Origin of the sequence: Bdellovibrio bacteriovorus str. Tiberius (genome assembly GCF_000317895.1) — a bacterium.
In the GTDB taxonomy this organism is placed as follows: Bacteria; Bdellovibrionota; Bdellovibrionia; order Bdellovibrionales; family Bdellovibrionaceae; genus Bdellovibrio; species Bdellovibrio bacteriovorus_F.
The window spans coordinates 3,666,522-3,690,938 of record NC_019567.1; the positions used below are offsets into that span (position 1 = coordinate 3,666,522).

General features: G+C 50.3%; 25 protein-coding genes. 14 read left to right on the forward strand and 11 right to left on the reverse strand.

The annotated features are described in order from the left end of the window. Window positions 1-2: 2 nt before the first annotated feature. The 7 genes from BDT_RS17280 to pif1 form a co-directional block, all read right to left on the reverse strand. Entirely contained in the window at window positions 3-248 is a 246-nt protein-coding gene (locus BDT_RS17280; RefSeq protein WP_041578038.1) for a hypothetical protein, read from the reverse strand. Further along, the gene (locus BDT_RS17285) at window positions 248-667 is read right to left on the reverse strand and encodes a hypothetical protein (RefSeq protein WP_015092531.1); all 420 of its coding nucleotides are present in this window, start codon (window positions 665-667) and stop codon (window positions 248-250) included. Before BDT_RS17285 ends, BDT_RS17280 begins: the two co-directional genes overlap by 1 nt. A gap of 5 nt (window positions 668-672) precedes the next feature. After that, a complete protein-coding gene (locus tag BDT_RS19565; protein WP_041578041.1) occupies window positions 673-1,089 on the reverse strand; it encodes a PspC domain-containing protein in 417 nt (138 codons plus the stop codon). Window positions 1,090-1,162: 73 nt separating this feature from the next. Continuing rightward, complete coding sequence (ribD, locus tag BDT_RS17295; RefSeq protein ID WP_015092532.1) at window positions 1,163-2,347, reverse strand: bifunctional diaminohydroxyphosphoribosylaminopyrimidine deaminase/5-amino-6-(5-phosphoribosylamino)uracil reductase RibD; 1,185 nt, start codon at window positions 2,345-2,347, stop codon at window positions 1,163-1,165. A gap of 8 nt (window positions 2,348-2,355) precedes the next feature. Further along, window positions 2,356-3,414 carry a 4-hydroxyphenylpyruvate dioxygenase gene (gene hppD / locus BDT_RS17300; RefSeq protein WP_015092533.1) on the reverse strand — a complete coding sequence of 353 codons (1,059 nt, stop codon included), beginning with the start codon at window positions 3,412-3,414 and terminating at the stop codon, window positions 2,356-2,358. Between the two features lie 345 nt (window positions 3,415-3,759). Continuing rightward, window positions 3,760-4,902, reverse strand: coding sequence for a hypothetical protein (locus tag BDT_RS17305; RefSeq protein WP_015092535.1), 1,143 nt, complete (start codon window positions 4,900-4,902; stop codon window positions 3,760-3,762). Further along, window positions 4,902-6,221: an ATP-dependent DNA helicase Pif1 gene (pif1, locus tag BDT_RS17310; RefSeq protein ID WP_015092536.1), complete on the reverse strand. Its 1,320-nt coding sequence runs from the start codon at window positions 6,219-6,221 to the stop codon at window positions 4,902-4,904. The genes BDT_RS17305 and pif1 overlap by 1 nt, the downstream gene beginning before the upstream one ends. Window positions 6,222-6,239: 18 nt before the next feature. Here pif1 and BDT_RS17315 point away from each other — a divergent pair, with 18 nt between their 5' ends. The 6 genes from BDT_RS17315 (at window position 6,240) to BDT_RS17340 (ending at window position 13,212) form a co-directional block, all read left to right on the forward strand. Next, on the forward strand, window positions 6,240-8,228 hold the full coding sequence (locus tag BDT_RS17315; RefSeq protein WP_015092537.1) for a M13 family metallopeptidase: 1,989 nt from the start codon (window positions 6,240-6,242) through the stop codon (window positions 8,226-8,228). Window positions 8,229-8,348: 120 nt separating this feature from the next. Further along, window positions 8,349-9,305 (forward strand): hypothetical protein, encoded by a 957-nt coding sequence (locus BDT_RS17320; protein WP_015092538.1) that lies wholly within the window; start codon window positions 8,349-8,351, stop codon window positions 9,303-9,305. Between the two features lie 84 nt (window positions 9,306-9,389). Next, the gene (locus BDT_RS17325; RefSeq protein ID WP_235046184.1) at window positions 9,390-9,791 is read left to right on the forward strand and encodes a rhodanese-like domain-containing protein; all 402 of its coding nucleotides are present in this window, start codon (window positions 9,390-9,392) and stop codon (window positions 9,789-9,791) included. A gap of 11 nt (window positions 9,792-9,802) precedes the next feature. Beyond that, window positions 9,803-11,176 carry an HAD-IG family 5'-nucleotidase gene (locus BDT_RS17330; RefSeq protein WP_015092540.1) on the forward strand — a complete coding sequence of 458 codons (1,374 nt, stop codon included), beginning with the start codon at window positions 9,803-9,805 and terminating at the stop codon, window positions 11,174-11,176. Window positions 11,177-11,277: 101 nt separating this feature from the next. After that, window positions 11,278-12,387 (forward strand): hypothetical protein, encoded by a 1,110-nt coding sequence (locus tag BDT_RS17335; RefSeq protein ID WP_015092542.1) that lies wholly within the window; start codon window positions 11,278-11,280, stop codon window positions 12,385-12,387. 54 nt (window positions 12,388-12,441) lie between these two features. Next, window positions 12,442-13,212: a substrate-binding periplasmic protein gene (locus BDT_RS17340; RefSeq protein WP_015092543.1), complete on the forward strand. Its 771-nt coding sequence runs from the start codon at window positions 12,442-12,444 to the stop codon at window positions 13,210-13,212. Here the strand turns inward: BDT_RS17340 and BDT_RS17345 are convergent, their stop codons facing one another. From BDT_RS17345 to BDT_RS17355, 3 genes are read right to left on the reverse strand one after another with little or no spacing between them, the layout of a single operon-like run. Then, entirely contained in the window at window positions 13,213-13,923 is a 711-nt protein-coding gene (locus tag BDT_RS17345) for an SDR family NAD(P)-dependent oxidoreductase (RefSeq protein WP_015092544.1), read from the reverse strand. It lies immediately after the preceding gene. A gap of 11 nt (window positions 13,924-13,934) precedes the next feature. Continuing rightward, entirely contained in the window at window positions 13,935-14,495 is a 561-nt protein-coding gene (locus BDT_RS17350) for a hypothetical protein (RefSeq protein WP_041578043.1), read from the reverse strand. Between the two features lie 53 nt (window positions 14,496-14,548). Continuing rightward, on the reverse strand, window positions 14,549-15,283 hold the full coding sequence (locus tag BDT_RS17355) for a hypothetical protein (RefSeq protein ID WP_015092546.1): 735 nt from the start codon (window positions 15,281-15,283) through the stop codon (window positions 14,549-14,551). Between the two features lie 148 nt (window positions 15,284-15,431). On the opposite strand from BDT_RS17355, the gene BDT_RS17360 reads away from it, so the two are divergent. The 8 genes from BDT_RS17360 to BDT_RS17395 all read left to right on the forward strand — a co-directional run bounded on the left by BDT_RS17360 (window position 15,432) and on the right by BDT_RS17395 (window position 22,842). Beyond that, on the forward strand, window positions 15,432-16,151 hold the full coding sequence (locus BDT_RS17360) for a DUF2520 domain-containing protein (RefSeq protein ID WP_041578045.1): 720 nt from the start codon (window positions 15,432-15,434) through the stop codon (window positions 16,149-16,151). A gap of 7 nt (window positions 16,152-16,158) precedes the next feature. Then, window positions 16,159-16,950, forward strand: coding sequence for a 3-methyl-2-oxobutanoate hydroxymethyltransferase (gene panB / locus BDT_RS17365; RefSeq protein WP_015092548.1), 792 nt, complete (start codon window positions 16,159-16,161; stop codon window positions 16,948-16,950). After that, complete coding sequence (gene panC, locus BDT_RS17370; RefSeq protein ID WP_015092549.1) at window positions 16,947-17,702, forward strand: pantoate--beta-alanine ligase; 756 nt, start codon at window positions 16,947-16,949, stop codon at window positions 17,700-17,702. Before panB ends, panC begins: the two co-directional genes overlap by 4 nt. Beyond that, window positions 17,689-18,960: a bifunctional phosphopantothenoylcysteine decarboxylase/phosphopantothenate--cysteine ligase CoaBC gene (gene coaBC, locus BDT_RS17375; protein WP_015092550.1), complete on the forward strand. Its 1,272-nt coding sequence runs from the start codon at window positions 17,689-17,691 to the stop codon at window positions 18,958-18,960. Before panC ends, coaBC begins: the two co-directional genes overlap by 14 nt. Then, window positions 18,957-19,727 (forward strand): type III pantothenate kinase, encoded by a 771-nt coding sequence (locus tag BDT_RS17380; protein WP_015092551.1) that lies wholly within the window; start codon window positions 18,957-18,959, stop codon window positions 19,725-19,727. The genes coaBC and BDT_RS17380 overlap by 4 nt, the downstream gene beginning before the upstream one ends. Before the next feature lie 10 nt (window positions 19,728-19,737). Further along, window positions 19,738-20,112 (forward strand): aspartate 1-decarboxylase, encoded by a 375-nt coding sequence (gene panD / locus BDT_RS17385; protein WP_015092552.1) that lies wholly within the window; start codon window positions 19,738-19,740, stop codon window positions 20,110-20,112. Between the two features lie 79 nt (window positions 20,113-20,191). After that, complete coding sequence (gene abc-f, locus BDT_RS17390) at window positions 20,192-22,024, forward strand: ribosomal protection-like ABC-F family protein (RefSeq protein WP_015092553.1); 1,833 nt, start codon at window positions 20,192-20,194, stop codon at window positions 22,022-22,024. Continuing rightward, window positions 22,024-22,842 (forward strand): DUF2799 domain-containing protein, encoded by an 819-nt coding sequence (locus tag BDT_RS17395; protein WP_041578047.1) that lies wholly within the window; start codon window positions 22,024-22,026, stop codon window positions 22,840-22,842. The genes abc-f and BDT_RS17395 overlap by 1 nt, the downstream gene beginning before the upstream one ends. On the opposite strand, the gene BDT_RS17400 is transcribed toward BDT_RS17395, so the two are convergent. Beyond that, window positions 22,839-24,323 (reverse strand): hypothetical protein, encoded by a 1,485-nt coding sequence (locus BDT_RS17400; RefSeq protein WP_015092555.1) that lies wholly within the window; start codon window positions 24,321-24,323, stop codon window positions 22,839-22,841. The two genes, BDT_RS17395 and BDT_RS17400, sit on opposite strands and share 4 nt — an antisense overlap. Window positions 24,324-24,417 lie beyond the last annotated feature (94 nt).

The window sequence follows — 24,417 nt, forward strand, 5'->3', positions numbered from 1 at the left end:
GATCAAAGCCTGCAGGTGCGGATTTTAAACAGACGTGCATCGAAAGTGAAAAGCACCGGATCCTGGGACTTCATCGCCTTGTTCAGACACAGATACTCGGGCCCCTTGTCGACCTCCAAAGGATTATCGACACTTTCCATGCGAACCAGATAATTGTTTTTCAGGGGATTCTTTTGCAGGCTTACGACTTTGCCGGTGAAGGCAAAGTCAGCCGAAGCGATAAAGGGAAGAAGCCACATCCATCCCATTAGGATGTCAGAAGCTCCTCATTCAGTTTGTCTTCCTGTTCACGGATATTGCGAAGCTGTTTGTCCAGCTTCTGCAGGGCTTGCGCCATGCTTTGACCCAAGTCATGCAACTCGTTGATACGGAACATGGTTTCGTCCTCTTCACCACCGACCAGGCGCAGGCTTTCCAACTTCGCCGAATTCAGGTCGATTTCTTTAGACAAGGATTCCAGTTTTTGATTGAGCTTTTTGCGGTCCTCGACCAGAGCCTTGGTCATCTCGCGGATCTGTTCCAGATCCAGAACTTCCAGTTGGCCCGTGGCAAAGGCGTCTTGCGACGGTTTGGTTTCATCAGCGTCTTCGCCCTGGAAAGCTTCCAAAAACAAAGACCATTCATTTTTCAGGGATTTTACGATCGACCTACTACTGTCATCACCCATAAATATTAAAATACTCCTGCGCTCTTTGAGCGACTTGCGGGTTCGTCAGCCTTGGGAATAAGAAAGTAACAAAGGCCGTAACCCAGGATCGCAGCACCGAAAGTGACCAGCATGAACAGAACAAATCCCGTTCTTACTACTCCCACTTCGATGTGGTACCGTTTAGCTATTCTAGCACACACGCCCAGAAGCTTTCTATCTAGAGCTTGGTCCAGTCTGTCGACACGGGGCAAGCAAACTGCCAGGATCAAATAAAACACGATCCCACTGCCAAACCAGAGAACCGCAACCAACCAAATGACGCGCAGTATCCAAGTTTCGATACCCAAAGCGTCGCCCAAACCCTTACAAACGCCAGCTAAGGCGCCTTTGTCGGATCGAACCCAACGATAGTCTAGTTTCTGTGTGCTTTGTTCGGTCACTTACGGCCTCCATCAATACAGCTTCAAGCAAAAAGGGGTTTTAGCACCCCTGCCTTTGAAAAGTAAGCTGTACCTATAAGGTCCCCGTGATCATGAAATCGTTACCGAAGGTCAGATAACGAGGGTTCTTCAGTTGGATCTTATCCGTCATGGCGGGAATACGAACGCTTTCCGTCCAAGAGCGGGAACCTCCAGAGCCCATGATGATAGGGGCCTGGAACATATAAAGTCGATTTACAAGGTGGTAACTAACAAAGGAGCTCGCCGTGAACGCGCCCCCCTCAACCATCACAGAACGAAGGCCTTTTTTATATAGCTGCTCCAAAAGGTCTTCCAGATCCAGATCGCCACCGACGCGGGTCTTTACGTAAACCACGTCCGGCGATTTCGCCAAAGTGCCGCGCAATTTTTCAACCTTTTCACGCAGTTCTTCCGCCACACACCAGATCACATCCTCTGCCGCATGCACTTCCGAAAGCTTCAGCTTGGTGAAATTCGGAAGCAGCTCGGCTTCACCATCGACCACAATCACTTTGTTCTTTTTCGTGATCTGCGGGTGACGGATGTTCAAAGACGGATTGTCAAAATCAATGGTGCCCTTACCCACCAGAATTCCATCATGGCAGGCACGGATGTAGTGAACGTATTCACGGGACTCAGGCCCCGTGATCCACTGGCTTTCACCCGAACGAAGCGCCACCTGCCCATCAAGACTGGAAGCCATCTTCAAAGAAACGAAGACTTTCTTTTCACGGAAGTTCCACAAGAAAGCTTCGCAGACTTCTTCCAGTTCGGTTTTGATTTTTGCATCCAGAACCGGATTCGCGGAAGAAAACACCTCGGCCTCAATCCCCGCCTGGCGCAGGATTTCAGCCCCCTGACCGGCCACCAGTGGATTGGGATCGATCAGACCGAAGGTCACTTTTTTAAGAGGAAGTTTTGCCATCATCTTGGCGCAGGATGGAGTTTTACCTTCGTGCGCACAAGGCTCCAGCGTGACAAAGGCATGGGCGCCTTTAAGCTGCTCGGGCGAAAGATTTTTCAGGGCATTCACTTCCGCGTGGGGGCCGCCGTAAAATTCGTGATGACCGGCGGACAAAAATCCGCCCTGAGCATCCAGAACCACCGCACCCACCAGCGGGTTGGGACTGACTCGCGCTGCTCCCTTATAGGCCTCGCTGATGGCAAGACTCATGGCTTCTTCAGCCGTAAGCTTTGTTCCAATAGCAGGCAAAGACAAAGAGCGAATCAGTTCCATCAAATCACCTACGTCAAATAGCCGCGTTCGCGCTGATCGCGCTCGATCGCATCAAACAAAGCCTGGAAGTTTCCGTCGCCGAAACCATCGTGGCCTTTACGCTGAATCAATTCATAGAAGATCGGACCGAAAGTGTTTTTCGTGAAGATCTGCAGCAGGTATTTTCCTGTTTTGTCGCCATCCACCAGGATCGCGTTTTTTTCAAGACGGCTGATGTCTTCAGTCACACCCGGCACACGCTCAGGAATCATCTCATAGTAAGAGTGCGGCGGCGGAGTCAGGAACTGAATGTCGCTGCTTTTCAAGGATTCCAAGGAATAGTTAATATCGTGAGTCAGCAAAGCGATGTGCTGGATGCCGGAGCCTTTATATTCATCCAGATATTCCTGGATCTGGGATTTTTCCTCTGTCGGCTCGTTGATCGGTACAGAGAATTTTCCGCATGGGGATCTCATCGCGCGGGAAAGAAGACCTGTCTTGCTGCCGCGGATGTCGAAGTACTTCGCTTCGTAGAAGCCGAAAATGCCTTCGTAGAAGTGCTGCCACTTGTCCATCTCGCCCTTCGGCACGTTGTTAGTGAAATGATCCACCACTGTGAAACCCACACCCACCGGAGCTTTGTCTTCAGGCTTCACCTGGAAGATTTCATTATAAAGCTTGTCCTGGTTTTTCTGATCCATGAAATAGATCAAAGAGTCACCGATACCATAGATCGCCGGGAATGGAGTCGCCCCTTTTTGGTGTTCGTTGCCTTCATAAGGGCGCGCACCGCGAGCCACAGCCGTTTTGAATGCCTGCTCAGCATCCACTACGCGGAAGCCGGTTGCATTCACGCAAGGGCCGTGAAGTTTTGCAAAGTCAGTAGCAAATGTCTGAGGTTCGCAGTTCAGGATGAAGTTGATGTCGCCTTGACGGTAAAGTTTGATGTTTTTGCCGTGAACTTGGCCGACTTCCTTAAAAGCATAGCGCTTGAACACTTGTTCAAAAAAGTGGGCGTCAGGACCGGAGTATTCAATAAAATCTACTCCGTTAAGACCCACCGGATTTTTCTCGGTAACTTGAGCCATGGCTCCTCCTAAAACTTATATACGATGCGCTGACAGTAGCCCCAAATTGAGCATTATTCAAGCATGATTAAATTTAGGTATATCAAGTACTTAGGTTGATTTTACGGGCCCAACCCAGGGGCTGGATCGGACATAAAGGCGATGTTCATTCATGTATTACAGTGATGAAATTTCAACTACATCTGGTTTATACATTCCGAAGTAAACCCGATGAAGATTAGCAAGAGGGCTGATGTCGAAAGCACCATCGAAGAAACAACCTGCCTGGTTCTACATCGTTTTGGTATTGCAAACACTGGGAATCATCATCGCCATCGGGATGCTGCGCGAACTGATGTGGATTTTTTAATAAGCCACGTTGCTTGAGAACATAAATCCGTAGCTCGAATACTCAAATAGATTATCATCATTGGGCACCGAGGCCATGTAGTAGCCACCCAGAATCAGTTCACTTCGTCCACGCACAATCGCAACTCCGGCACTGGTCAGATGATTTGTGCTATTATCGCTTGAAGACTGACTGTAACCCGCCATGGGCTGCCAACTTTCAAAACTTTTGTTTCTCCAGCCAACAGAATAGACAACGAACGACTCTTCATTCGAGACAATTCCATCGGCATCCCTGGAAGAAGATTCGGAGGTATAAGTCACGTCAACAAACAGGTCATTCCCGGCAAGAAGATTAAAGCCATTGGCCAAACGCAGATAGTAGGGCGATTGCTTCACCGGCTCATAAGAAACTGTCTCTTCATTCACCGTGTTCGGCGTCGCCACATAGTGAACAGCTGTATAATCAACCGCTTTTGATTCCAGCATCACAGGTACGAACTGCGCAGAAAATCCCACCGTCCAGTTTGCCACTGGCTTTATCTGAATTCCCGGCAGAACAAAAAGGCCTTTGTTCTTGTTTTCTGTTTCCGTAAACATGGTGGCATAAAGATTTCCCCCCGTGCTTATCTTGTTATAACTGTGAGTTCTTGAATCACCCAACTGCAAGCCTGCAGAAATTCCCCAGGAAAGGCTGTCATTGACAGCCGCACCAAATGCCGCCCCGACCTTCAAAAGCTGACTGTCCAAACTGGTCAGTGTGGAAGTATTGTAAGAGCCACCCTGCGTATTCATCACGCCACCCAGGCTTAGCATCATCGGGCTTGCCACGAACACAGCCCCCGTCCCCCACTCTGTCGGATAAATTCCTGACGCCAGCAAGGGGCGCACCGAATAGTCACTGGGGCTCAAGTCACTGCTGTTACTTTTCATTTGATGACTGGTTAATGCAGTCCCGCTGACCGAAAGTGACAACTTGTTCGTGGAGCGAAACCCCAAACCTGCTGGATTGTATAAAACATTTCCCGGCGAAGACTCCATCGCTCCGCCGGCATTACCCATAAAAGCTTCGCGATGTCCTGCGGGCAAAGGGAAATAAATAGCAAATGCAGAGGACGCTACAGAGAAAACCCCGGTGAAAAACAAAACCTTCAAAAACATTAAAGACCTTCAAACTGCTTATAAAACTGCAAAACTTTTGGATCAACGATAATGGAACGTGGATTCCACCCGATCAGGTGCAAACCCTTGGCGCTTCTAAGACGACTCAAGGCCACATACGCCTGGCCTGGTTCCCACAACTGACTTAGATCACACCACAGATCATCCAGGGTGGCGCCCTGACTTTTATGGATCGTGGTGGCGTAAGCCAGCGTCAGTGGGAACTGTTCGACCTGCGCCATGATATTGCCTTCAGCATCCTGAATGGCAAAAGAGGATTTACTGACCTGAACTTCGCGGCCACGGTCCTTGCGCACGGTGATCTGGTCTGCCGTGATATCAACCACGGATCCGCGTGTGCCATTCACCCAGCGGCGCTGGGGATCATTTTGCAGGAACATCACCTGACAGCCGATTTTCAAAATAAGCTTTTCCGCGATTGGTGACGCTTTTTTCAAAGTTTCAATGTGACGTTCGGATCCGCTATAAATGGATTCAATCACCACTTCGGTTTCATCAATCTCGGCCAGTTTTCGTTCGTTGAACTTTTCGGCGTTGATCTTGCGCGGGAACAGACGTGTGCCCGGATCATCTTCATCGTGATCCTGAACGTGTTCATTCAGGAATTCACGAACACGCTCAGTGACCTTGCCATGACGAACATCGCTCAGAACATCCAAAAACAAATTATCCGAAACCCGCTGATTGTGTGAAAGCATCACTGTCTGAAAACCGCTGACTTCCCAGACGCCATTTAAGAAACACCAGTCGCGCTGACCGGTGTGGGTCACCGGGGGCAGCTGGGCAAAATCCCCCACCGCGATCACACGCATGCCACCCCAGGGAAGTTTTGATTCACGCGCTCGTTGCGATAAAGCTTCGGCGATCATCAGGGCCTGGCCGGGAATCATAGAAATTTCATCAATGATCACACCTTCAACCTTGCGCAGGCGGGACATCAGACGCTTGTCTTTGCTGGCGCGTTCATAGGTGGCATCAGCGCCACCTTCCATGATACCCAGACCAAAGAAGCTGTGAAAAGTCCGGCCACCCAACAACACGGCGGCAGCACCGGTACTGGCCAGAATAGGCATTTCTTTCGGATCCAGTTCACGCATGAACTGGCGAATCAGAAAACTTTTTCCGCTGCCCGCCCCGCCCGTCAAAAAAACATTCTCTCCGGATCTTAAAAGATCCAAAGCAGAGGATTGTTCGGGGGAAAGCTCAACGTCGTGTACAGGCATAAGTCCTGCGATCATGCCACTTCCCAGTCTTGCGAAGCAAATATAAAAACGATAGCATTTGGACTCTGAATTCATAACAAAGGACTGTTGTTGATGTTGAAGCTTCTCTTACCCCTGCTGGTGACTCCGCTGATGGCGCAGGCCACAAAACCCGCCCCGAAACCCACCTCTGAAATTCCGGTCAAACGTGAATTTCCCCTGAATTCAGAGATCAGCCCCTGCCAGAACTTCCATCAGTATGTGTGCTCCAAAGCGGAATCCGCTTTCAAACTGCGTGAAGACCGCAGCCGTCACCTGTTTGCCTTCAGTGATTCCCGTGAACGCCTGCTTGAAACCCAGATGAAATTCATGAAAGAGCTTCCGCACCAGAAAAATCTGGATGCACGCACTTCCCAGGTTCGTGATTACTATCTGGCGTGCATGGATTCCGCAGCCAAGGCCCGCGATGAAAAGGCTGAAGTCAAAGCCCTGAAAGCCGAAATGGATCAAATCAAATCCCTGGAAGAATTCATTCTTTACACCCACGCCCAGATGCCGCGCGGCTTGGGAAGCCTGATCCGCCTGTGGCCCACGAACAATCTGGACAACCCCAAAGAAATCGACGCCATGCTGTACTCAAGCCTGATGGAGCTTCCGGATCACAAGTACTATGAACAGAAGGACTTGATGGCCGACTATGAAAAACAACTGGTGCTGTTTTTCCAGTCCGTGGATCCTAAAATCAAAAAGGCCGACGCCGTAAAAAAGGCCCAGGCCCAAATCGCCCTGGAACAGGATTTCATCAAAGTCTTCCCGGTGACAGCAGTTCGTCATCAGCGCTGGAGCGAAAAACGTGTCGCCTCCCAGAAGGATCTTGTTAAAAAGTACCCGAACCTGAAGCTGGATGTTTTGTTCAAATATGCGCCGGAAAAGCTGGCGGTGAACACGCCGATTCCGGAATCTTTGGATTTCCTGAATGCCGAACTGCCAAAGCGTAATCTGCAAGTCTGGAAAGATGCGTATTTATATGGCGCCCTGAGCGGCATCATGGACGACGGCTATCCGAAATTCTTTGCTTCACAATTTGCCTTTGAAAAGAAATTCTTCGGCGGCCCGGCCAAGCGCCCGGTTCGTCAGGAACGCTGCACTTCGGAAGCCACCCGTTTGTTCTCGAAAGAAATCGACGCGGTTCTGATTGAAAAAGTGTTCCCGAATTTTGATGAAAGCAAAGTCAACGAAGTGGCGTCCCGCATTCGTCAAAGCATCCTGCAAGGCCTGGAAAAGAACACCTGGCTTTCCAAGGACGGCAAAAAAGAAGCCCTGGCCAAAATCCGCACGGCACGCCTGCAACTGGTGAAACCCCACAACGATCGCGAATGGGACTTCCTGCCGGTGAAAAAGTATTCCAGCAAACAGGCCATTCAAAACTTGCGCACTTACCGCGAAGCCCGCTGGGAAAAGGCCATGCAGGAAATGCGTGAACCGGCCAACATGGACGCCTGGGGAATGAGCCCGCTGACCGTGAATGCTTACTACAGCTCGAACGAAAACAAGTTCGTGCTGCCGATTGGGATCCTGCAATTCCCATTCTATGACAAAGACGGTTCTGTGATCGAAAATCTGGGCGCTGTGGGTGCCGTTGTCGGTCACGAACTGGGTCACAGCATCGATGACAGTGGTTCCAAATATGACTCTCAGGGACGCCTGCGCACCTGGATGACCACGAAGGACATCATGGAATTCAATCTGCGTGGCCAGAAGATGATTGATCAGTTCAACAGGGCCGACCACGACGGCAAGCTGACCTTGGGTGAAAACGTGGCCGATTTGGTTGGACTGACTTTTGCCTACAATGCCGCTTTCCCTGAAGGCAAAGGCAGTGAAAAAGACAAAAAGGATTTCTTCGTCGCCTATGGACGCCTGTGGTGTGAGGTGATCCGCCCGGACAATGCCAAACTGTTGCGTAAAACCGATCCGCATTCTTCAGGCCTGGCGCGCATCAACGAGCAGGTAAAACAACAGCCGGCGTTCGCGGAAACCTTCCAGTGTAAACCCGGGGATCCGATGACTCTCCCGGAAAAAGACCGAGTTCAAATCTGGTAACACAAGAATTCTCACAGAGCTGTTTCAGACTGAAACAGCTCTTTTAGCTTCTCGCGGAATTTACCGAGTTCTCATCGCATAAGTCTTTACGAATCTTGGACGGACTCCGAAGAGTCCAGCATGACTGAACGTACTCTGCCACTGACAATTTTGTCCCTGATTTCCCTGCTGCTTTCCGCCTGCACGCTCGATCTTAAAAAAGAAGACGGCAGCACGGACGAAGACGCGGTGATCGAAGAAACTCTTTATTCCTGTCCTGACAATTATGTCTATGTGCCAGCTCCCGCCGGCTCACCCCCTCCGGGTTTCTGTGTGGCCAAATATGAAATGAAAGACGTGGGTTCCGTTGCGACTTCGCAGGCGGGCGGGGCTCCCTGGGGCGCGATTGACCGTGATGATGCATTGGCAGCCTGTCAGGCTTTGGGTGCGGATTTTGATCTGATTTCAAACGCCCAATGGAATCAGTTGGCGCAGAATCTGGCTTCGGTTTCCACCAACTGGAATTCGGGTGCTGTGACTTCCGGCGCTCTGAACCGCGGTCACTTCAATGATGATTTCGGATACATGCTGGCTGCGGGTGGCGATGATCACCCTTGTTATGGCCTTGATCTGGACGAAGACACAAATCCAGACAGTCTTGCCGCTTTGGATGCTGTCTGCAGCCCAACGCTGTGGCATGAAAACCGCCGCACTCATCAGCTTTCGACGGGAAAAGTTTTGTGGGACTTTGCCGGAAATTCCTGGGAATGGACCAAAGATGATTACTCTGCCGGCGCAGCCAGTTCGAATGTTTACATCTCGGAACTGATCACCCTGGCTGATTCTTTCACCACCTTGTTTGCTCCCTCCGCCAGCCTGCAATGTGCCGATTCCACCACCAACGACTTCTGCGGGATGGGCTTTGCGTGGATCAGCGGTCCGGGTGGGGCGGTCGCCCGGGGCGGCAGTCTTTACAACGGCACTCAGTCAGGGATTTTCTCGATCGATCTGGACAACAGTGCGTCTTATACCGCCAATCATCTGGGCTTCCGCTGTGTCTCTGCGGCCACTCCCATCCTGCCATCTGCTTCCAATTGATTTTCAGGTCCTAAAACAACTTAGGACCTAAATCTGCTACGCGCCGAGCCTGACTGGTTCTTGCTGTATTTTCCGGCAGGTGCTATGGTTAGAGTCTTGGCTCTGATGCCGGAGGAAGACGTGACAATGAAATTCGTCAACTTTACTTCAAAAACTGAAAATCCTCATTTTGAGGGAATCTACGATATTGGCCCTGCCGAACTTCAGCAGAACATGGCAAACGTTGTGATGATCGACGTGCGCCAGCCTGACGAATACGTCGGTGAACTGGGTCACGTTGAAGGCTCTTCCCTGATGGTTCTGGACACTCTCCCTGAGCAACTGGGCACCCTGCCCAAAGACAAAACTGTGGTCTTTATCTGCCGCAGTGGCGGTCGCTCTGCCAAGGCCACAGCCTTTGCCAAGATGAACGGCTTCGAAGAAGTATACAACATGCAAGGGGGCATGCTTCTTTGGAATGATCTGCAGCTCCCTGTTACTAAGTAAGAAAAGAAAATATGCCTGGAAAAGTATTTGTTAACAGAACATTGAATCTGAAAAAAATCCGCTACATCGGCGTGGACATGGACCACACATTGGTTCGCTATAACAGTGAAAACTTTGAGCGTCTGTCCCACACCACGATGATCGATAAACTGGTAAAACGCGGTTATCCTGAAACTTTGCGCAAGCTGGTCTTCGACTATAACTTTGCCATCCGTGGTCTGGTTATCGACCGCAAGATGGGAAATCTGCTGAAGCTGAACCGCTACACGGCGATTCGCGCCAGCTATCACGGCCTGAAGCCGCTTGATTTCAAAAGTCACCAGAAGCTTTACAAGTCCACTTACATCGACTTGTCCAATTCCGACTATCTGGCGGTGGACACTTCTTTCTCGATCTCTTTGGCGAATCTGATCGCTCAGATCGTGGAATTGAAAGACTCTGACACAGCCAACAAGTATCCAGAATACGCGCAGATTGCTGACGACGTGCTGGATGCTTTGGATGAAGCTCACCGCGACGGTTCCCTGAAAGACGTCGTGAAACAGAACCTGGATCATTTCATCATCAAAGATCCAACTCTGGTGCACACACTGGAAAAATTCCGTCGCCACGGGAAAAAGATCTTCGTTTTGACGAACTCTGATTTCCACTACACGAAATTACTTCTGGACTATGCGATTCAGCCATTCCTGAAAGAGCACAAGTCCTGGGAAGACCTGTTTGAATTCGTAATCACGTTTGCTTCCAAACCGAAGTTCTTCTATGAAAACCAGAAGTATCTGCGTGTGAATCCGGCAGATGGCACCATGACCAACATGGAAGGCAAGCTGACTCCGGGGATCTATCAGGGCGGTAACGCGAAGAAATTCACAGCCGATCTGGATCTGGCCGGTGATGACATCCTTTACGTGGGTGACCATATTTACGGCGACATCCTGCGCTTGAAAAAAGACTGCAACTGGAGAACCGCGATGGTTATCGAGGAACTTGACGTTGAGGTTGAAAACAACAAGCAGGCTGAACCTCTGAATCAGGAAATCGAAACCCTGATGAAGAAAAAAGAGCCTCTGGAAGACGAACTGACCGACATCATGACCCGCAAAATTGAAAAAGCGGTGGCCGCGAATGAACCTCAGATCGAGACTTTGCAAAAGACTATTTCTGAGATCGACGCCCAAATCAGCCAGCTGATCAAAAAACAGCAGGCGATGTACAACGGCAACTGGGGTCAGCTGATGAGAGCCGGCAACGAAGAAAGTTACTTTGCTTACCAGTTGGATCGTTATGCCTGCGTTTACATGCAGAAGCTGAGCGATCTGCTGGATCTGTCTCCAAGAACATACTTCCGTGCGCCTCGCCGTCCGCTGGCCCACGAAATCTTCTAAAAGGTTCCTGGTTCTTTTTCAGGTCCCTGCTGCGTCAAAGCCATCCCTTCGGGGATGGCTTTTTTATTTTCTTTGCCCACGCCCCAAAGTACCATTTTCACATGAAGAAAAGTCCCTCGCAGATTCTGATGAAGTCCGTTTTATGCATTCTGCTTTTTCTTATTTCATCAACGGCTGTGGCGCAAATCCTGCCGGTCGGTCTCTATGAAGGCCTGATGGCCAACACCGGTGTCGCGACCACACGGTCCAAAGCCGCTTCTTATTACAATCCCAGTTTGCTTCGTCAACGACAGGACAATGCCTTTAGCCTGAACGGCAACTCGATCGGGGCCATCAATTCCAAAAACGAAGGACAGACATTTTCATCGTCTCTGGGCCTTGCGCCCTCTTATCTGAGCAATCTGGTGGTGGGCGAGGATCTGGTGCATGAATTCTTTGTCGCCAATACTTTGCAGGGTCTTTTTTCCTGGCAGTCCAGCAAGAACGAAACGTCCTTTGATGCCGAGGCGAACATCAGTCGCATGGTCTCCGGATATTCAATGGCGTTTAAGTCCATTCCATTTGCCATCCAGTTTCTGGCCCGCTACTCAGAGGCAAAGACTTTCGGGGTTGGCGAAAGCTCTTTCCCCGCGCAGGATATCTATGTGGTTTCCAAAACCAAGTCCGAATACAAGAATCTGAACGTTGCCCTTGGGCTTTCCACGCACTTTCAGTTTGAGCACTATTCATTAGGCGTGAACTTCAACTCGCGCGGCCTGTCCTTGTACAACCAGAACAAAGGTTCATCGAGAATATTCACTCACGGCTCACCTCCCGGAGATTTCACCGTTACTGAAGATGATGACGCCAGATCCAGTGTCACCAATGAGGAAGGCAAACTTTTGATTGGTCATGGATTCAAAGTGGGGCATCACGAATTTCTGACTGATTCCTCGTTTGTTGAAGTCTCGGGAAACCTGGATCGCTACACATTCTCGCAAAGTTTTGGCTATCGTTACGGAGCCGCCGACGGCCATCAGCTTCTGTGTGGGATTTCCCACCGCTTTGGTTCGGATGTGGATTACTTCGGTCAGAACTTTAATACATCCGTGGGGTACTCGTGGAAAACGCGGGCCCTGCGTTCCGCCATCGGCTTCTACTATGGCAAAGAAAGCACCACGGTTGAAAACTCCACGGTCGGCGTTGTCTTCGGAAGTGAATACGAATACTAGACCTGGGCGAATTTCAATTTGCCGGATGCTTTCGGCTTAATCACAATAATCTTCATGATCCTGCTGAATGTCCTTTTTGCGATGATGTTTGCGCATGCCAATGACCTTTGCGAAAGGCGCTTCGTTCTGGCCTTTATGGACAACGAGCCTTCTTATTTCGTCGAAAATGGAGTTAAAAAAGGTCATTCGTATGTTTTGTTGACCGACGTTGTAAAGCAGCTTGAATGCCGTGAAACTGAAATCCCGGGCTCGTATGCCGCCAATAAAGAAAAGTTGATCAAAAACCGCGTCGACATCATGGGCCTTGCGATCCGCGACGCTGAAATGGACAAAGTCGCGGAATTCATTCCCGCCTATCGTGTTCCGCGCATGCTGATCGTTGATAAGAAGTCCTACAACCCGGCCTACAAGATCGAAGACTATCTGAAAAGCTCCAAAGCCGTTTTCTCCACCCTGATTGGGGCCGGCTTCTTTATGTCGGAACCAGAACGGGAAATTCTGTTCAAACAAAAACGTCTGTTTGAAGTCCCGGGCCCTGGTGACATTTTTGCCAATCTGATTAAAGGACGGGCGCAAGCGACGTTCTCTACCCCGCTGTTCACGCACTACTATCTTTCACGCAAAGGTCAGGACCAGAGCTTTGTGATTTTACCGGATCCCAATCAGGCGCAGGATCTGGGCATCTATGTTTCCAAAGCGCGCGTGACTGAAAAAGATCGCAACAAGATCAAAGACATCATCAAACGCATGAAATCCGACGGGTCCATGGCTCGTTCTGCCAGGGATTATGTCCGTGCGGAAGATTTGAAATACTACAGGGATTAATTACCAAGTCAGACTTTCGCCATCCTGGAAGAAGCCGCCATTGGGACCGCCCTTCGGCAGCGTTGCCGCCCAAAGAAGACCTTTGATCCCTTGTTCAACAGAACGATCCGCATGCGGGCCGCCCATATCTGTGCGCACCCATCCTGGCGACACGGAATTCACACAAATGTCTTCGCCGGAAACTTCCGAGGCAAAAAGATTCGTGACCATGTTCAGAGCCGTTTTAGAGATACGGTATGACGCCGAGGCATTCTGTTTTTCAGAAAGCCGGGCCATGCCGCTGGAGACATTCACGATGCGCCCATAGCCTTCCTGCTTCATCAGCGGGAAGATCTTCTGGGTCAACAGGAACGGTCCCATGGTATTGGTGACAAAGGACTTTTGTAGCGTAGAGGCTTTGGTTTTCAACAGCGAGGAATTTCCGCCGTCTTCACTGTCGATCAGGATGCCGGCGTTATTTACCAGCACATCGACGAAACCGTATTCGCGTTTGATCACTTCAACAAAGTCCGTGATGCTTTTTTCCTGGGACAGGTCGAGCTTCATCGGCACGACATCCAGCCCCTTCATGGTCAATCCATTCAAAGTCTTTTGCGCCTTATCGGGATTTCTCATGGCCATCAGAACCTTGAAACCCCTTTGCGCCAGGGACTCGCTCAAAGCAAGGCCCAAACCACGATTAGCACCAGTGACAACAGCGATCTTTTTCACGAAGAAATCCTTTAGTTCGGACGAGGCACCGGACGTTCACCTGTCGGGAACAGTTCATTCGTCACCCAATTGCGCTGATTGATCACGCATTCTGAAGAAATGACTCTCCAGCGTTCAATCGGGTAAGAATAAACCGTTTCAACCCAGCCCCAGCCGTTCCAATCAATCACACGGCGATAGTGGCGCCCGCCGTTTCCATCACGCACAGAGCGCGTTTCGCGGTGGAAGGTCAAAAGAGGATAATGAACTTTCAAAGTGCCATCGACTGTTAGCTGCATTTGTGCGTGTTCATCAAACACGCAGCCATAATAACCGTCCAGGCTGCGCAGACGGCCCTGAATTGTTTCACCCGGGCGCACATCGCGCCCTTCCGGCATCCAGAATTCAAAGAAGTAATCAGAAGGTGCGCCATTCGGATAATAGCTGCGCGTGTTCAGCGTCAGCATGCCGTTGAATTCAACGAAGCGGACAATCGCACGACCATCGGCAGATTGCCAAGGTTGCTCAAGAACGCTGCGGGCTTCAGCAGTGAAGCCTGCCACTAGAGATAAAACCAAAATCATCGCTTTCATCGAACATCTCCTCGTTTAATGCACTGTAGACCCGAAAAAGAACCGGGAACCTTTTAGCGGGGGCTGGCGTTGCGGTTCAGTAGCACGATATAGTCTTTGGCGCCGGTTTGTTCCATCATGCCTGAGTATTTGTTTTCTTCAAATTTCTTGCGGTACGTTTTGCGCGCCACTTCGATCACCATGCAGCCCAGATGTCCGGTGCCTGCAAGATCTCTTGTGCCGTCCAGATCACACACCGGCAGGAAGCTTTCTTCCTGCTCGCGCGTCACCGGGAACTTCATGACCGAGAAACTGGTCACATCCATTTTGTACTCTTCCTTCAGGCGGTTGGCAGGGCCTTTTTTCACAAGTTGCGAAGAATAAATGTACGGGACAATCACGGCCACTCGCAGGCCTTGCGCGCGAGCGTTGTTCACACCCTCAACAAAGCGGGCCATTTCATTTTGGACATCAAGTCGCATGGTGGAATTGAAAACTTCCACGTAAGGCAGCTGGGGATCCACGACAATCACGTCGTACTTGGAACCCTGTTCCTGATTGGCTTCCATAAAGCCTCTCCACAGTTCCAAATCTTCAATCTGCCCTGGAGTCACGCCCAGGAAAACGATCGGCGCATTTTTGATTTCCATGCGCAGGCGATCATAGATGCCTTTGCCCATTTTTTCGGGAACTTCAACCTGAGAAAATTTGATTTTGGGAATTGAACGTTCCTGAATCTGAAAATTCATGGAGAAAAACACACCCAATGCAATCACAGCGACGGCGCTGACCCAGTACAAGTATTTCATGAGCGGAACTTTACTTAGTTTAAGAGCTAAGTCCAGCGCCCACGGCCGCAATTACGCATATTGGCAAGAATCGTTGAAATCTGATAGAATTATGTTAGGTTGCGAACATTACAGAGGACTTGATCCCGCAAAGGACAGGTACCCACATATGAATGCGACAAAGACTGTACCTACATTTCTTATTATTGGCTCTGGCCGTGTCGCCCGACATGTTGCCCACTATTTCCATTTACTCAATTTAAAATACCAGACCTGGGATCGCAGCGAGGACATCTCTGCTTTGGCCGGCAAAGTTTCTTCGTGCTCGCACATCCTGCTGGCGATCAGTGACAGTTCTTTGCAGGCCTTCTATCAAGAGCATCTGGCACAACATGAAGACAAAACGCTCGTGCATTTCTCAGGCGCTTTGTACTTCAAAGGAATGATTGCAGCGCATCCGCTGATGACCTTTGGTCCGGACCTGTATGATCTGGCGACCTATCAGCAGATTCATTTTGCGCTGACCGGATGCGATTCCCTGATTGATGCCCTGCCGGGGCTTTCCAATTCCTATTCCAACATCTTCGCCTTTGAAAAAGCCCGCTATCACGCCTTGTGTGTGCTGGGCGGAAACTTCACGACTCTGTTGCTTGCCAAGATGCTCGAAGGCTTTGCCGAGATGAAAATACCGCAAAGTGCTGCCAAGCCCTATATTGAAAGAGTGATCCAGAACACTTTGGCGAACCCTGAAGATGCCTTCACCGGACCGCTGGCGCGTAAAGATGCCGCCACTGTCGAAAAGAATCTGCAGGCTTTGAACGATGATCCTTATCAGGCTGTGTACAAAGCCTTTCTAGAAACCCTTTGGCCTGAGTATCCGCGAAAGTGAGGGCCCCATGAAAACCATCCTCGATTTCCACGACAAGAAAAGCAAAAAGCAAAAGATCTCAATGATCACCTGCTATGACTATTCCTTCGCCCGCATTGTGGCCGACAGTGATATCGACTGCATTCTGGTCGGCGACTCTTTGGCAATGGTGATGCTGGGGCATTCCACCACGTTGGATGTGTCTGCCGGGGTTATGGCTCACCACACAGCAGCTGTCGTTCGCGGCGCGAGTGATAAGTTCGTGATCGCCGATCTGCCGTTCATGAGCTACCGCAAAGGCCTGACCGCCAACATGACGGCTGTTGAAAAAGTGATGAAAGCCGGTGCTCACGCTGTGAAGCTGGAAGGCGCTGCCGGAAATCTGAAACTGGTTCGCCATCTGGTGGATTCCGGCGTGCCGGTGATGGGGCATTTGGGCCTGACTCCGCAATCAGTCAATCAACTGGGTGGGTTCAAAGTTCAGGGCCGTGATGAAAAAGCGCAGAAAAAAATTCTGGAAGCCGCTTTGCAATTGCAGGACGCCGGGGCTTTTTCCGTCGTGCTTGAATGTGTTCCTTCAAAACTGGCCAAAGAAATCACGGCGGCGCTTGAGATTCCGACTATCGGGATCGGTGCGGGCGTGGATTGCGACGGACAGGTGCTTGTTTTACAAGACATGCTGGGCATGAATCAGGGATTCAAACCGAAATTCGTGAAAACGTACCTTGATGGCTTTAACACCATCAAAGGCGCATTGAACCAGTACCATCAGGAAGTCAGCAGCGAAATCTTCCCGTCCGAGAAAGAGAGCTATTCATGACACAAGTCCTGCGCTCTCCTGCTGAATTTCAAGCCTGGCGCCGCAAGCAATCCGGCACAGTGGGTTTTGTTCCCACCATGGGCGCTTTGCACACCGGGCACGAGGAACTGATCAAGCAAGCCCGCAAGAACAACGACCTTGTGGTGCTTTCCATCTTCGTGAACCCCACGCAGTTTAATGACCCAAAAGATCTGGAAAAATATCCCCAGACCTGGGATCAGGATCTGGCGATGGCCGAACGAAACAACGTCGACGCGATCTTTTTCCCGCGCTATCCGGAAATGTACCCGGATAATTATCGCTATAAAGTTTCTGAAAACGACTATTCCAATTTGCTGGATGGCGCGCACCGCCCGGGTCACTTTGATGGTGTGCTGTCGGTGGTGATGAAACTTTTCAATGTGGTTCGCCCGACCAAGGCGTACTTCGGCGAAAAGGACTTCCAGCAATTGACCCTGATTCAAGGCATGGTGGAAAGCTTCTTTATGGATCTGGAAGTCGTTCCGGTTCCCACTGTGCGTGAAGAAGACGGTCTGGCAAAAAGCTCGCGCAATCTGCGTCTAAGCCCGGAAGAACGCGAGAAAGCCCCGGCCATCTTTAAAGCCATTACGAAAAGCAAAACCGCTGCGGAAGCTGCGGCTTCTTTGTCAGCTCAAGGATTTATCGTGGATTATGTGACGGATGTGGGAAACCGCCGCTTCGTCGCCGCCAAACTCGGTGAAGTGAGGTTGATCGACAATGTCCAAATCTAAAGTTCTTTTCATGATGACAGGCTCTATTGCCTGTTACAAAGCCTGTCATGTGGTTTCCCGTCTGGTGCAGAATAACTGTGACGTTCAGGTTGTGGCCTCCCCGTCGGCTTTGAAATTTGTCGGCAACGCCACCCTGGAAGGCCTGACTGGAAAACCCGTCATCAGTGACATGTATGCCACCGGCAACGTCATGGATCATATCCACCTGATGCGCTGGGCGGATGTGATTTTGGTCGCCCCTGCCACGGCGAACTTCATAAACAAGGCTGCTCAAGGCGTGGGTGATGATTTGCTGCAGACTTTGTTCCTGGCTCACGACTTTAAAAAGCCATTCCTGGTGGCTCCGGCCATGAACACCAGTATGTATCTGCACCCGGTGACACAAAAGTCCCTGACCGCTCTTAAAGAAATGGGCGTGCAAATCCTGGACACCGCTTCCGGCATTCTGGCCTGTGGCGAAGAAGGCTGGGGCAAACTGCTGGAACCGGATCTGATTCTGAAAATGACTTTGGAAGCACTTCACAAGCCAGCGCAGGATACCGCGGCGGTTTCTGTGGCGCCAAAGTCCTCTGCCCTTTCCAAAGTGAAAATCCTGATCACTGCCGGGGGCACGCAAGAACCCATCGACACGGTTCGCGTAATCAGCAATCTTAGCTCGGGCCGCACCGGCATCGCGCTGGCGGAATACATGACCCAAATGGGCTTTGATGTGACCTTGCTGCAAGCCCATGCTTCACCCAAGTCTGAACACGTCACCCGCCGTGATCTGTTCGTCAGCTTCGCGACTTTGGATGAAAAAATGAAACACTATCTTTCCACCGAAAACTTCACCCACGTGATTCACGCTGCGGCCGTCAGTGATTATTCCATTGATCATCTGGAAGTGGATGGACAGTCTTTCCGCCCGTTTGAGGTGAAAAAAGTCAGCTCGGAATCCGACAAGATGAGCATTCACCTAAAGCGCAACCACAAGATTGTGGACCGTCTGAAGGAATATTCCAAAAACAAGGACTTGAAAGTGATTGCGTTCAAACTGACCAGTCACGCCAGTCCTGAACAACGCACACACGCAGTGGAAAAGCTTTTTGCCAATTCCCACGCCGACTTCGTCGTTCACAATGATTTAAGCGAAATTGATATCGTCAACCGCACCCACAAATTCACCCTGTTCAATCACGAAGGCTTTGTTGCCTGTGAAAATCTGGATCAACTGACCAGTGAACTGATTCGTGTGGTTCTGCCAAAGGATACTGTATGATTTTATGTCTTGATGTGGGTAACACCCAGATTTACGCTGGACTTTTTGACAAGGACAAGATGGTTCTTTCCTTCCGTCGCAGTTCCAAAAGCGGAGCTTCGTCAGATGAAACCGGAATTTTCCTGCGTACGGCAATCCGTGAAAACGGTTTTGACCCGACCAAGGTAAAACAAATCGCCATCTGCAGTGTTGTGCCGGAAGTGATCTATTCCCTGCGCGGCGCCTGCATGAAGTATTTCGATATCAATCCGTTCATCCTGCAGGCCGGGGTTAAAACCGGTCTTAAGATCAAGTACAGAAACCCACTGGAAGTCGGTGCGGATCGTATCGCCAATTCCATTGCGGCAACTCACCTGTATCCTGGGAAAAACCTGATTCTGGTGGATCTGGGAACCGCAACCACCTTCTGCGCAGTCAGCAAGGACAAGGACTATCTGGGTGGCAGTATTGTCGCCGGTATGCGCCTGTGCATGGAGGCTTTGGAAAGCAAAACGGCCAAGCTGCCATCTGTGGAAATCGTGTCCATGCATGAAGCTCTGGGCCGCGCGACCATCGAAAGTATCCAGTCCGGTCTGTACTATGGCCATCTGGGCACCATCAAGGAACTGACCGAAAGAATCACCAAAGAATGTTTCCAAGGGGAACGTCCGATGGTGATTGGCACCGGTGGCTTTTCCTATTTGTTTGAAAAAGAAAAAGTATTCGACGAAATCGTGCCGGACCTTGTTCTTAAAGGCATGCTGATCGCTCTGCAACACAACGCTTAAGGATTTATTTATGAATATTTCATTGCTTAGAACCAAAATTCACCGCGCCACCGTTACCGGAGCAGATTTGAACTATGAAGGCTCCGTCAGCATCTGTCCGGATCTGATCAAAGCCTCTGGTTTGCTGCTGAACGAACGTGTGGATATTTACAACTGCAACAATGGGGCTCGTTTTTCCACCTACGTGATCAAGGGTAAAAAAGGCGAAATCTGCCTGAACGGGGCTGCCGCCCGTCACGTGCAAAAAGGGGATCTGGTGATCATCTGTTCTTACTGTGGTCTGAGCCTGGATGAAGCCAAGAAACATGAGCCGACAGTGGTTTTTGTAAACGCAAAAAACAAAGTCACTGAAAAGCGCAAAGAAGACCGCAAGAACAACAAGTAAGCCAATAAAAGCTCGGGAAGCCCGCCAAATGGCCTTCCCGCTCTTGACCCCGCGACGAAATTCCTTCAGTTTAGGCCGTATGGCTATCACTCTTCTGCAACTGCAATCCGGCCACAAGGCCTTTGGCGCCAAAGTTCTCTTTGACGATGCCACTTTCGCGATCAACGAAGGTGAACACGTCGGCGTTATCGGTCCCAATGGTGCCGGAAAATCCACTCTGTTTAAAATTCTGGTCGATCAGGAACATCTTGATGAAGGGATCGTGACCAAATCCCAGCAACTGCGTCTGGGTTATCTGGAACAGGAATCCGACTGGGATGTCGATCAAAAGGTCGAAGAATATCTGGAAAAGAACTGCATCAAGCCCCTGTGGGAGCTGAAACAGTTCGGTCTGAAGCTGGGATTGACAGAAGGTCACTTCCAATCTCATCTGAAACAGCTTAGCGGTGGGTACCGCATGCGCGTGAAGCTTTTGTACCTGATCGGTCAAGAGCCGAACCTGCTGTTGCTGGATGAACCGACGAACTTCCTGGATCTGGAAACCCTGCTGGTGCTGGAAAGCTTCCTGCAGGAATACAAAGGTGCGTTCCTGCTGATTTCGCACGACCGCGAATTCCTGCGCCGGGTGACGGATCATATTCTGGAAGTCGAATCCGGCGACATCGTGAAGTTCCCCGGAAGTCTTGATGACTACTTCGAACAAAAGCAAATGCTTGCTGAAATTCTGCAAAAGCAGGTTCTAAGCCAGCAAGCCAAAAAGAAATCCATCATGGACTTTGTCACCCGTTTCGGAGCCAAAGCCACCAAAGCCCGCCAGGCGCAAAGCCGCCTGAAGGCCCTGGAAAAAATGGAAGTCATCGAGGTCAAAGCCGCACCTACTCATTCGCACATTTATATTCCACCGGCCTCCCCGACCGGGAAAATGATTCTGGAAGTGGAAAATGTGGAATGTGGCTATGGCGACAAGGTGATCCTGAAAGATGTAACCCTGCGCCTTGAGCGCGGCAATCATCTGGGCATCGTCGGACTGAACGGAGCTGGCAAGTCCACTTTGCTGAAGTCCCTTGGCGAGCAGATTCCGCTGGTTCGTGGAGACATCAAATGGGGTCATCAGGTCAGCCTGTCCTATTTTGCACAGCACACTCCGGAATCTTTAAACCCTGACCATTCGGTTTTGGAAGCCATGGCTTCTGCCGCCCACAAAGAAGTGACCCAACAGGATGTGCTGAACATCGCCGGCAGTTTGCTGTTCTCGGGTGACAATGTTCACAAGAAAGTGAAAGTCCTTTCCGGTGGCGAAAAGTCCCGCGTGGCTTTGGGACAGATTCTTTTGCAGAAATCGCCGTTGCTATTGCTGGATGAGCCCACGAATCACCTTGATTTTGACACGGTCGAAGCGTTGACCACGGCTTTGGAAAAATACGAAGGCACCATCATCACGGTCAGCCACGATCGTGGTTTTATCGGCCGCGTGGCCAACAAAATCTTAGAGGTGAACCACGGGAAGCTGACTTTGTATCCCGGCACCTATGATGAATACGTCTGGAGTCTGCAAAAAGGCTTTCTGGCAGAACGTGACCTAACTGAAGGCGCAACAACGCAAAAAGTCAGTTCCGAAAAAGCCGCTGAAGCTCCGAAATTCAACTATAAGGAAGAACGAAAGAAGCTAGAGACCCAGATCAAAAAGGCCCAAAAACTGATTGAAGACTGTGACAAGAAGATTGCCGATCTCACGAAAAAGAGAGACGCTTTAAATGAAAATCTGATGACCGCGGCCGGAGACAAAGCCGCAGGCCTTGCCAAAGAGCTGCATGAACTCAGCGGGGCCATTGAAGAGCTGGAATCCACCATGCTGCAAGCCATGGAAGACCAGCAGAATTTTGAAAACGAGCTGAAACAGCTTGTGGGGTAATGACGATGTTGCGTGTATTGGTATTGACGGCAATGGCATTTCAATTGGCGGGTTGTGCAAGCTACTTCAAAAAGAAAGACTGCGAATCTATCAACTGGTTTGAACACGGACAAAAAGTAGCCATGCGCGGCCAATGGCTGAATGCCGACCCCGTGGTGAACGAATGCCGCAAGGTCGAGGCCGACATCCAGGAATCCCAGCTGGACAAGGGCTTCAAAAGCGGCGTTGAAAAGTACTGCACGAACACCAACGCCTACATCATCGGTAAAAGCGGTGACTTCTTCTCTCGCGATATCTGCGAAGGGCCACAGATCAATGTTTTGGTTGCTGAACACCGCAAAGGCACCGTGGATTACTGTGCCAAATCCAACGGATTTGTGGCGGGCACCTCGGGCAAAAAATATCAGAACGTCTGTCCAAAAGAACTTGAACCCGTCTTCCTGACGGAATACCGCAAAGGTCGCAAAAAATACGTGCAGACTCTGATCGACAGCAAATCTTCAGAAGTCCGCAGTCTTGATATGGATATTCTGCACAAACGCAACAACCTGAGTTTTGCACGCAGCAGGCTTAGCGCCATGGAAGCTGAAAAAAGCGGCCTTGAATCCAGCAAGTCCTCTGCCATGCTCAACCAGCAAAGCCAGCTGGTGACTCACTTCAATTCTCAGATTTCGGTGCTGGATACACATATCAGCAGCAAAAAATCAGAGGTCTTTTCTTTGCAAAGTGATTTAAGCAGTCTGGAAAACAACCGGGACAAACTGCAAAAAGACATCTCGGCCTTCAAGGAAGAGCTGCCAAGCCTGGACAACCCTTAGTTCGGAACGCGGAACCACTCAATAGCATCGACATAGGCCTTTGGCTGATAAGCATTGGCCTGCTCACTCCAGTGAACCTCGCGCCAGCCCAGACTCTTGAACGACGGGCTTTCCACATCGCGCTTCTGAATGAATTCAAAGACATTTGAAACCTGCTCAAGCTCGGCCTTCTTCATCAACAAAGATGGCAGATGGAACTGCACAAATGCGGTTCCCTTGTTCTGCGCACCAAAGCCTTCAGCACCTTCCGACAGATAGCGGGAATACTGAATTTCTTTTTTGGCGTCACAATGATCCACGACCAGCAGCTTTTCGGTCTCTTCCGCATAGTCCATGACATAGCTGAAGTTGTAACCACCGCACTTTTCCACAACGGTGCGAACCGACTTGATCTGACCAAAAGACTTCACCGGCACCGGATAACGGGATGGTAACATCCACAAGTTAGCACCATCACGCACAGCCATCTGAAGTTTTGGCTGGGCTTTGGCAATTTTCATAAACTGCTGCAGCACTTTGGATTTTTCAGTCAGTTCTTCCTGCGCCACATACAAAACATCAAAGGACGCTTCGGCAAAGGCATCATGGAACCCGTTCATGCGAAGCTCATTGGTGAAATTCGCCAGAAACAGACGATGAGTTTCAGAATCCTTGATGGCATTGGTCTTTGATACAAACAAATTCACGTTCTTGATGGCTTCCGCCGCTTTCATCAAAGCCGTATCGGACATCATGGCCTCGGCACTGCCCACGATCGGCAAAGGCTCGGAATGATCGGCTCGCAGCAGTTGCGGCAGATTCTGCGTGAATTCGAAACGCTCTTTCATCGTCAGCTGACGGTAAGCATTCACCCAGCTGGTGACAAGCAGCGGGCGCAGACTCATCTCGACCACCTGCTGATTCAGTTCATGAGCAGCTTCAGCCTTGTTCTGACAAAGAGCAAAGTGTTCAGACTGCTTCCACGGTGAATCACAATAAGCCGCCACCGACTTCAGAACAAACGGCCACTTCACTTTGCGAAGCGCAGTTTTTAGACGCGTGTCCGGATCACCGATATCCAGATCGCCCAGATCCAGATACACCAGGAAATCGGTGAAGACTTCCTCCATCAGATCCTGCTGCACAAATAAAGAATCATTGCGTTCATGATACCAGACTTTTGCCAGCGCCTTTTCCAGATGCCCCGGAGCTTCCAGCATCTTCTGTCCAATAAAGATGTGCTGTCCTTGAACACGGTACAAGTACGGACGATCCGGGAAGATCGTCAGCTGCACCTTACGACGGAAAGGCTCAAAACTTTCCAACAGACGTTCGGTCTTTTGAATACGATAAGTCAGGTCCCGGCTTTGCTCCCCAAAATAGGTGCTGTAAGCGGTTTCCCGGTTCACAGCACAACGATAGATGGTGTCCGTCGACTGAGGACCCAGTCTGTCGATTCTTTCGACAACCTTGGATTCAATACAGAGCGGCCTTCTTGTCATCTGAACGACAAAAAGGCTAAGTAGGCCAAAACACACAAAAGATAGAACGGTGAACCAACGAGCAAACATAGCGAAGCTGGAACATTGCAAAGGG

Coding starts and splice junctions, on each gene's coding strand:
- BDT_RS17330 (WP_015092540.1), top strand. CDS start 9,803: ATGCCTGGAAAAGTATTTGTTAACAGAACATTGAATCTGAAAAAAATC.
- pif1 (WP_015092536.1), bottom strand. CDS start 6,221: ATGAATTCAGAGTCCAAATGCTATCGTTTTTATATTTGCTTCGCAAGA.
- BDT_RS17380 (WP_015092551.1), top strand. CDS start 18,957: ATGATTTTATGTCTTGATGTGGGTAACACCCAGATTTACGCTGGACTT.
- BDT_RS17360 (WP_041578045.1), top strand. CDS start 15,432: ATGAATGCGACAAAGACTGTACCTACATTTCTTATTATTGGCTCTGGC.
- BDT_RS17355 (WP_015092546.1), bottom strand. CDS start 15,283: ATGAAATACTTGTACTGGGTCAGCGCCGTCGCTGTGATTGCATTGGGT.
- coaBC (WP_015092550.1), top strand. CDS start 17,689: ATGTCCAAATCTAAAGTTCTTTTCATGATGACAGGCTCTATTGCCTGT.
- hppD (WP_015092533.1), bottom strand. CDS start 3,414: ATGGCTCAAGTTACCGAGAAAAATCCGGTGGGTCTTAACGGAGTAGAT.
- BDT_RS17285 (WP_015092531.1), bottom strand. CDS start 667: ATGGGTGATGACAGTAGTAGGTCGATCGTAAAATCCCTGAAAAATGAA.
- BDT_RS17305 (WP_015092535.1), bottom strand. CDS start 4,902: ATGTTTTTGAAGGTTTTGTTTTTCACCGGGGTTTTCTCTGTAGCGTCC.
- BDT_RS17340 (WP_015092543.1), top strand. CDS start 12,442: ATGATCCTGCTGAATGTCCTTTTTGCGATGATGTTTGCGCATGCCAAT.
- BDT_RS17320 (WP_015092538.1), top strand. CDS start 8,349: ATGACTGAACGTACTCTGCCACTGACAATTTTGTCCCTGATTTCCCTG.
- BDT_RS17350 (WP_041578043.1), bottom strand. CDS start 14,495: ATGAAAGCGATGATTTTGGTTTTATCTCTAGTGGCAGGCTTCACTGCT.
- BDT_RS17335 (WP_015092542.1), top strand. CDS start 11,278: ATGAAGAAAAGTCCCTCGCAGATTCTGATGAAGTCCGTTTTATGCATT.
- ribD (WP_015092532.1), bottom strand. CDS start 2,347: ATGGAACTGATTCGCTCTTTGTCTTTGCCTGCTATTGGAACAAAGCTT.
- panB (WP_015092548.1), top strand. CDS start 16,159: ATGAAAACCATCCTCGATTTCCACGACAAGAAAAGCAAAAAGCAAAAG.
- BDT_RS17400 (WP_015092555.1), bottom strand. CDS start 24,323: ATGACAAGAAGGCCGCTCTGTATTGAATCCAAGGTTGTCGAAAGAATC.
- BDT_RS17395 (WP_041578047.1), top strand. CDS start 22,024: ATGACGATGTTGCGTGTATTGGTATTGACGGCAATGGCATTTCAATTG.
- BDT_RS17325 (WP_235046184.1), top strand. CDS start 9,390: ATGGTTAGAGTCTTGGCTCTGATGCCGGAGGAAGACGTGACAATGAAA.
- panC (WP_015092549.1), top strand. CDS start 16,947: ATGACACAAGTCCTGCGCTCTCCTGCTGAATTTCAAGCCTGGCGCCGC.
- BDT_RS17280 (WP_041578038.1), bottom strand. CDS start 248: ATGGGATGGATGTGGCTTCTTCCCTTTATCGCTTCGGCTGACTTTGCC.
- BDT_RS17315 (WP_015092537.1), top strand. CDS start 6,240: ATGTTGAAGCTTCTCTTACCCCTGCTGGTGACTCCGCTGATGGCGCAG.
- abc-f (WP_015092553.1), top strand. CDS start 20,192: ATGGCTATCACTCTTCTGCAACTGCAATCCGGCCACAAGGCCTTTGGC.
- panD (WP_015092552.1), top strand. CDS start 19,738: ATGAATATTTCATTGCTTAGAACCAAAATTCACCGCGCCACCGTTACC.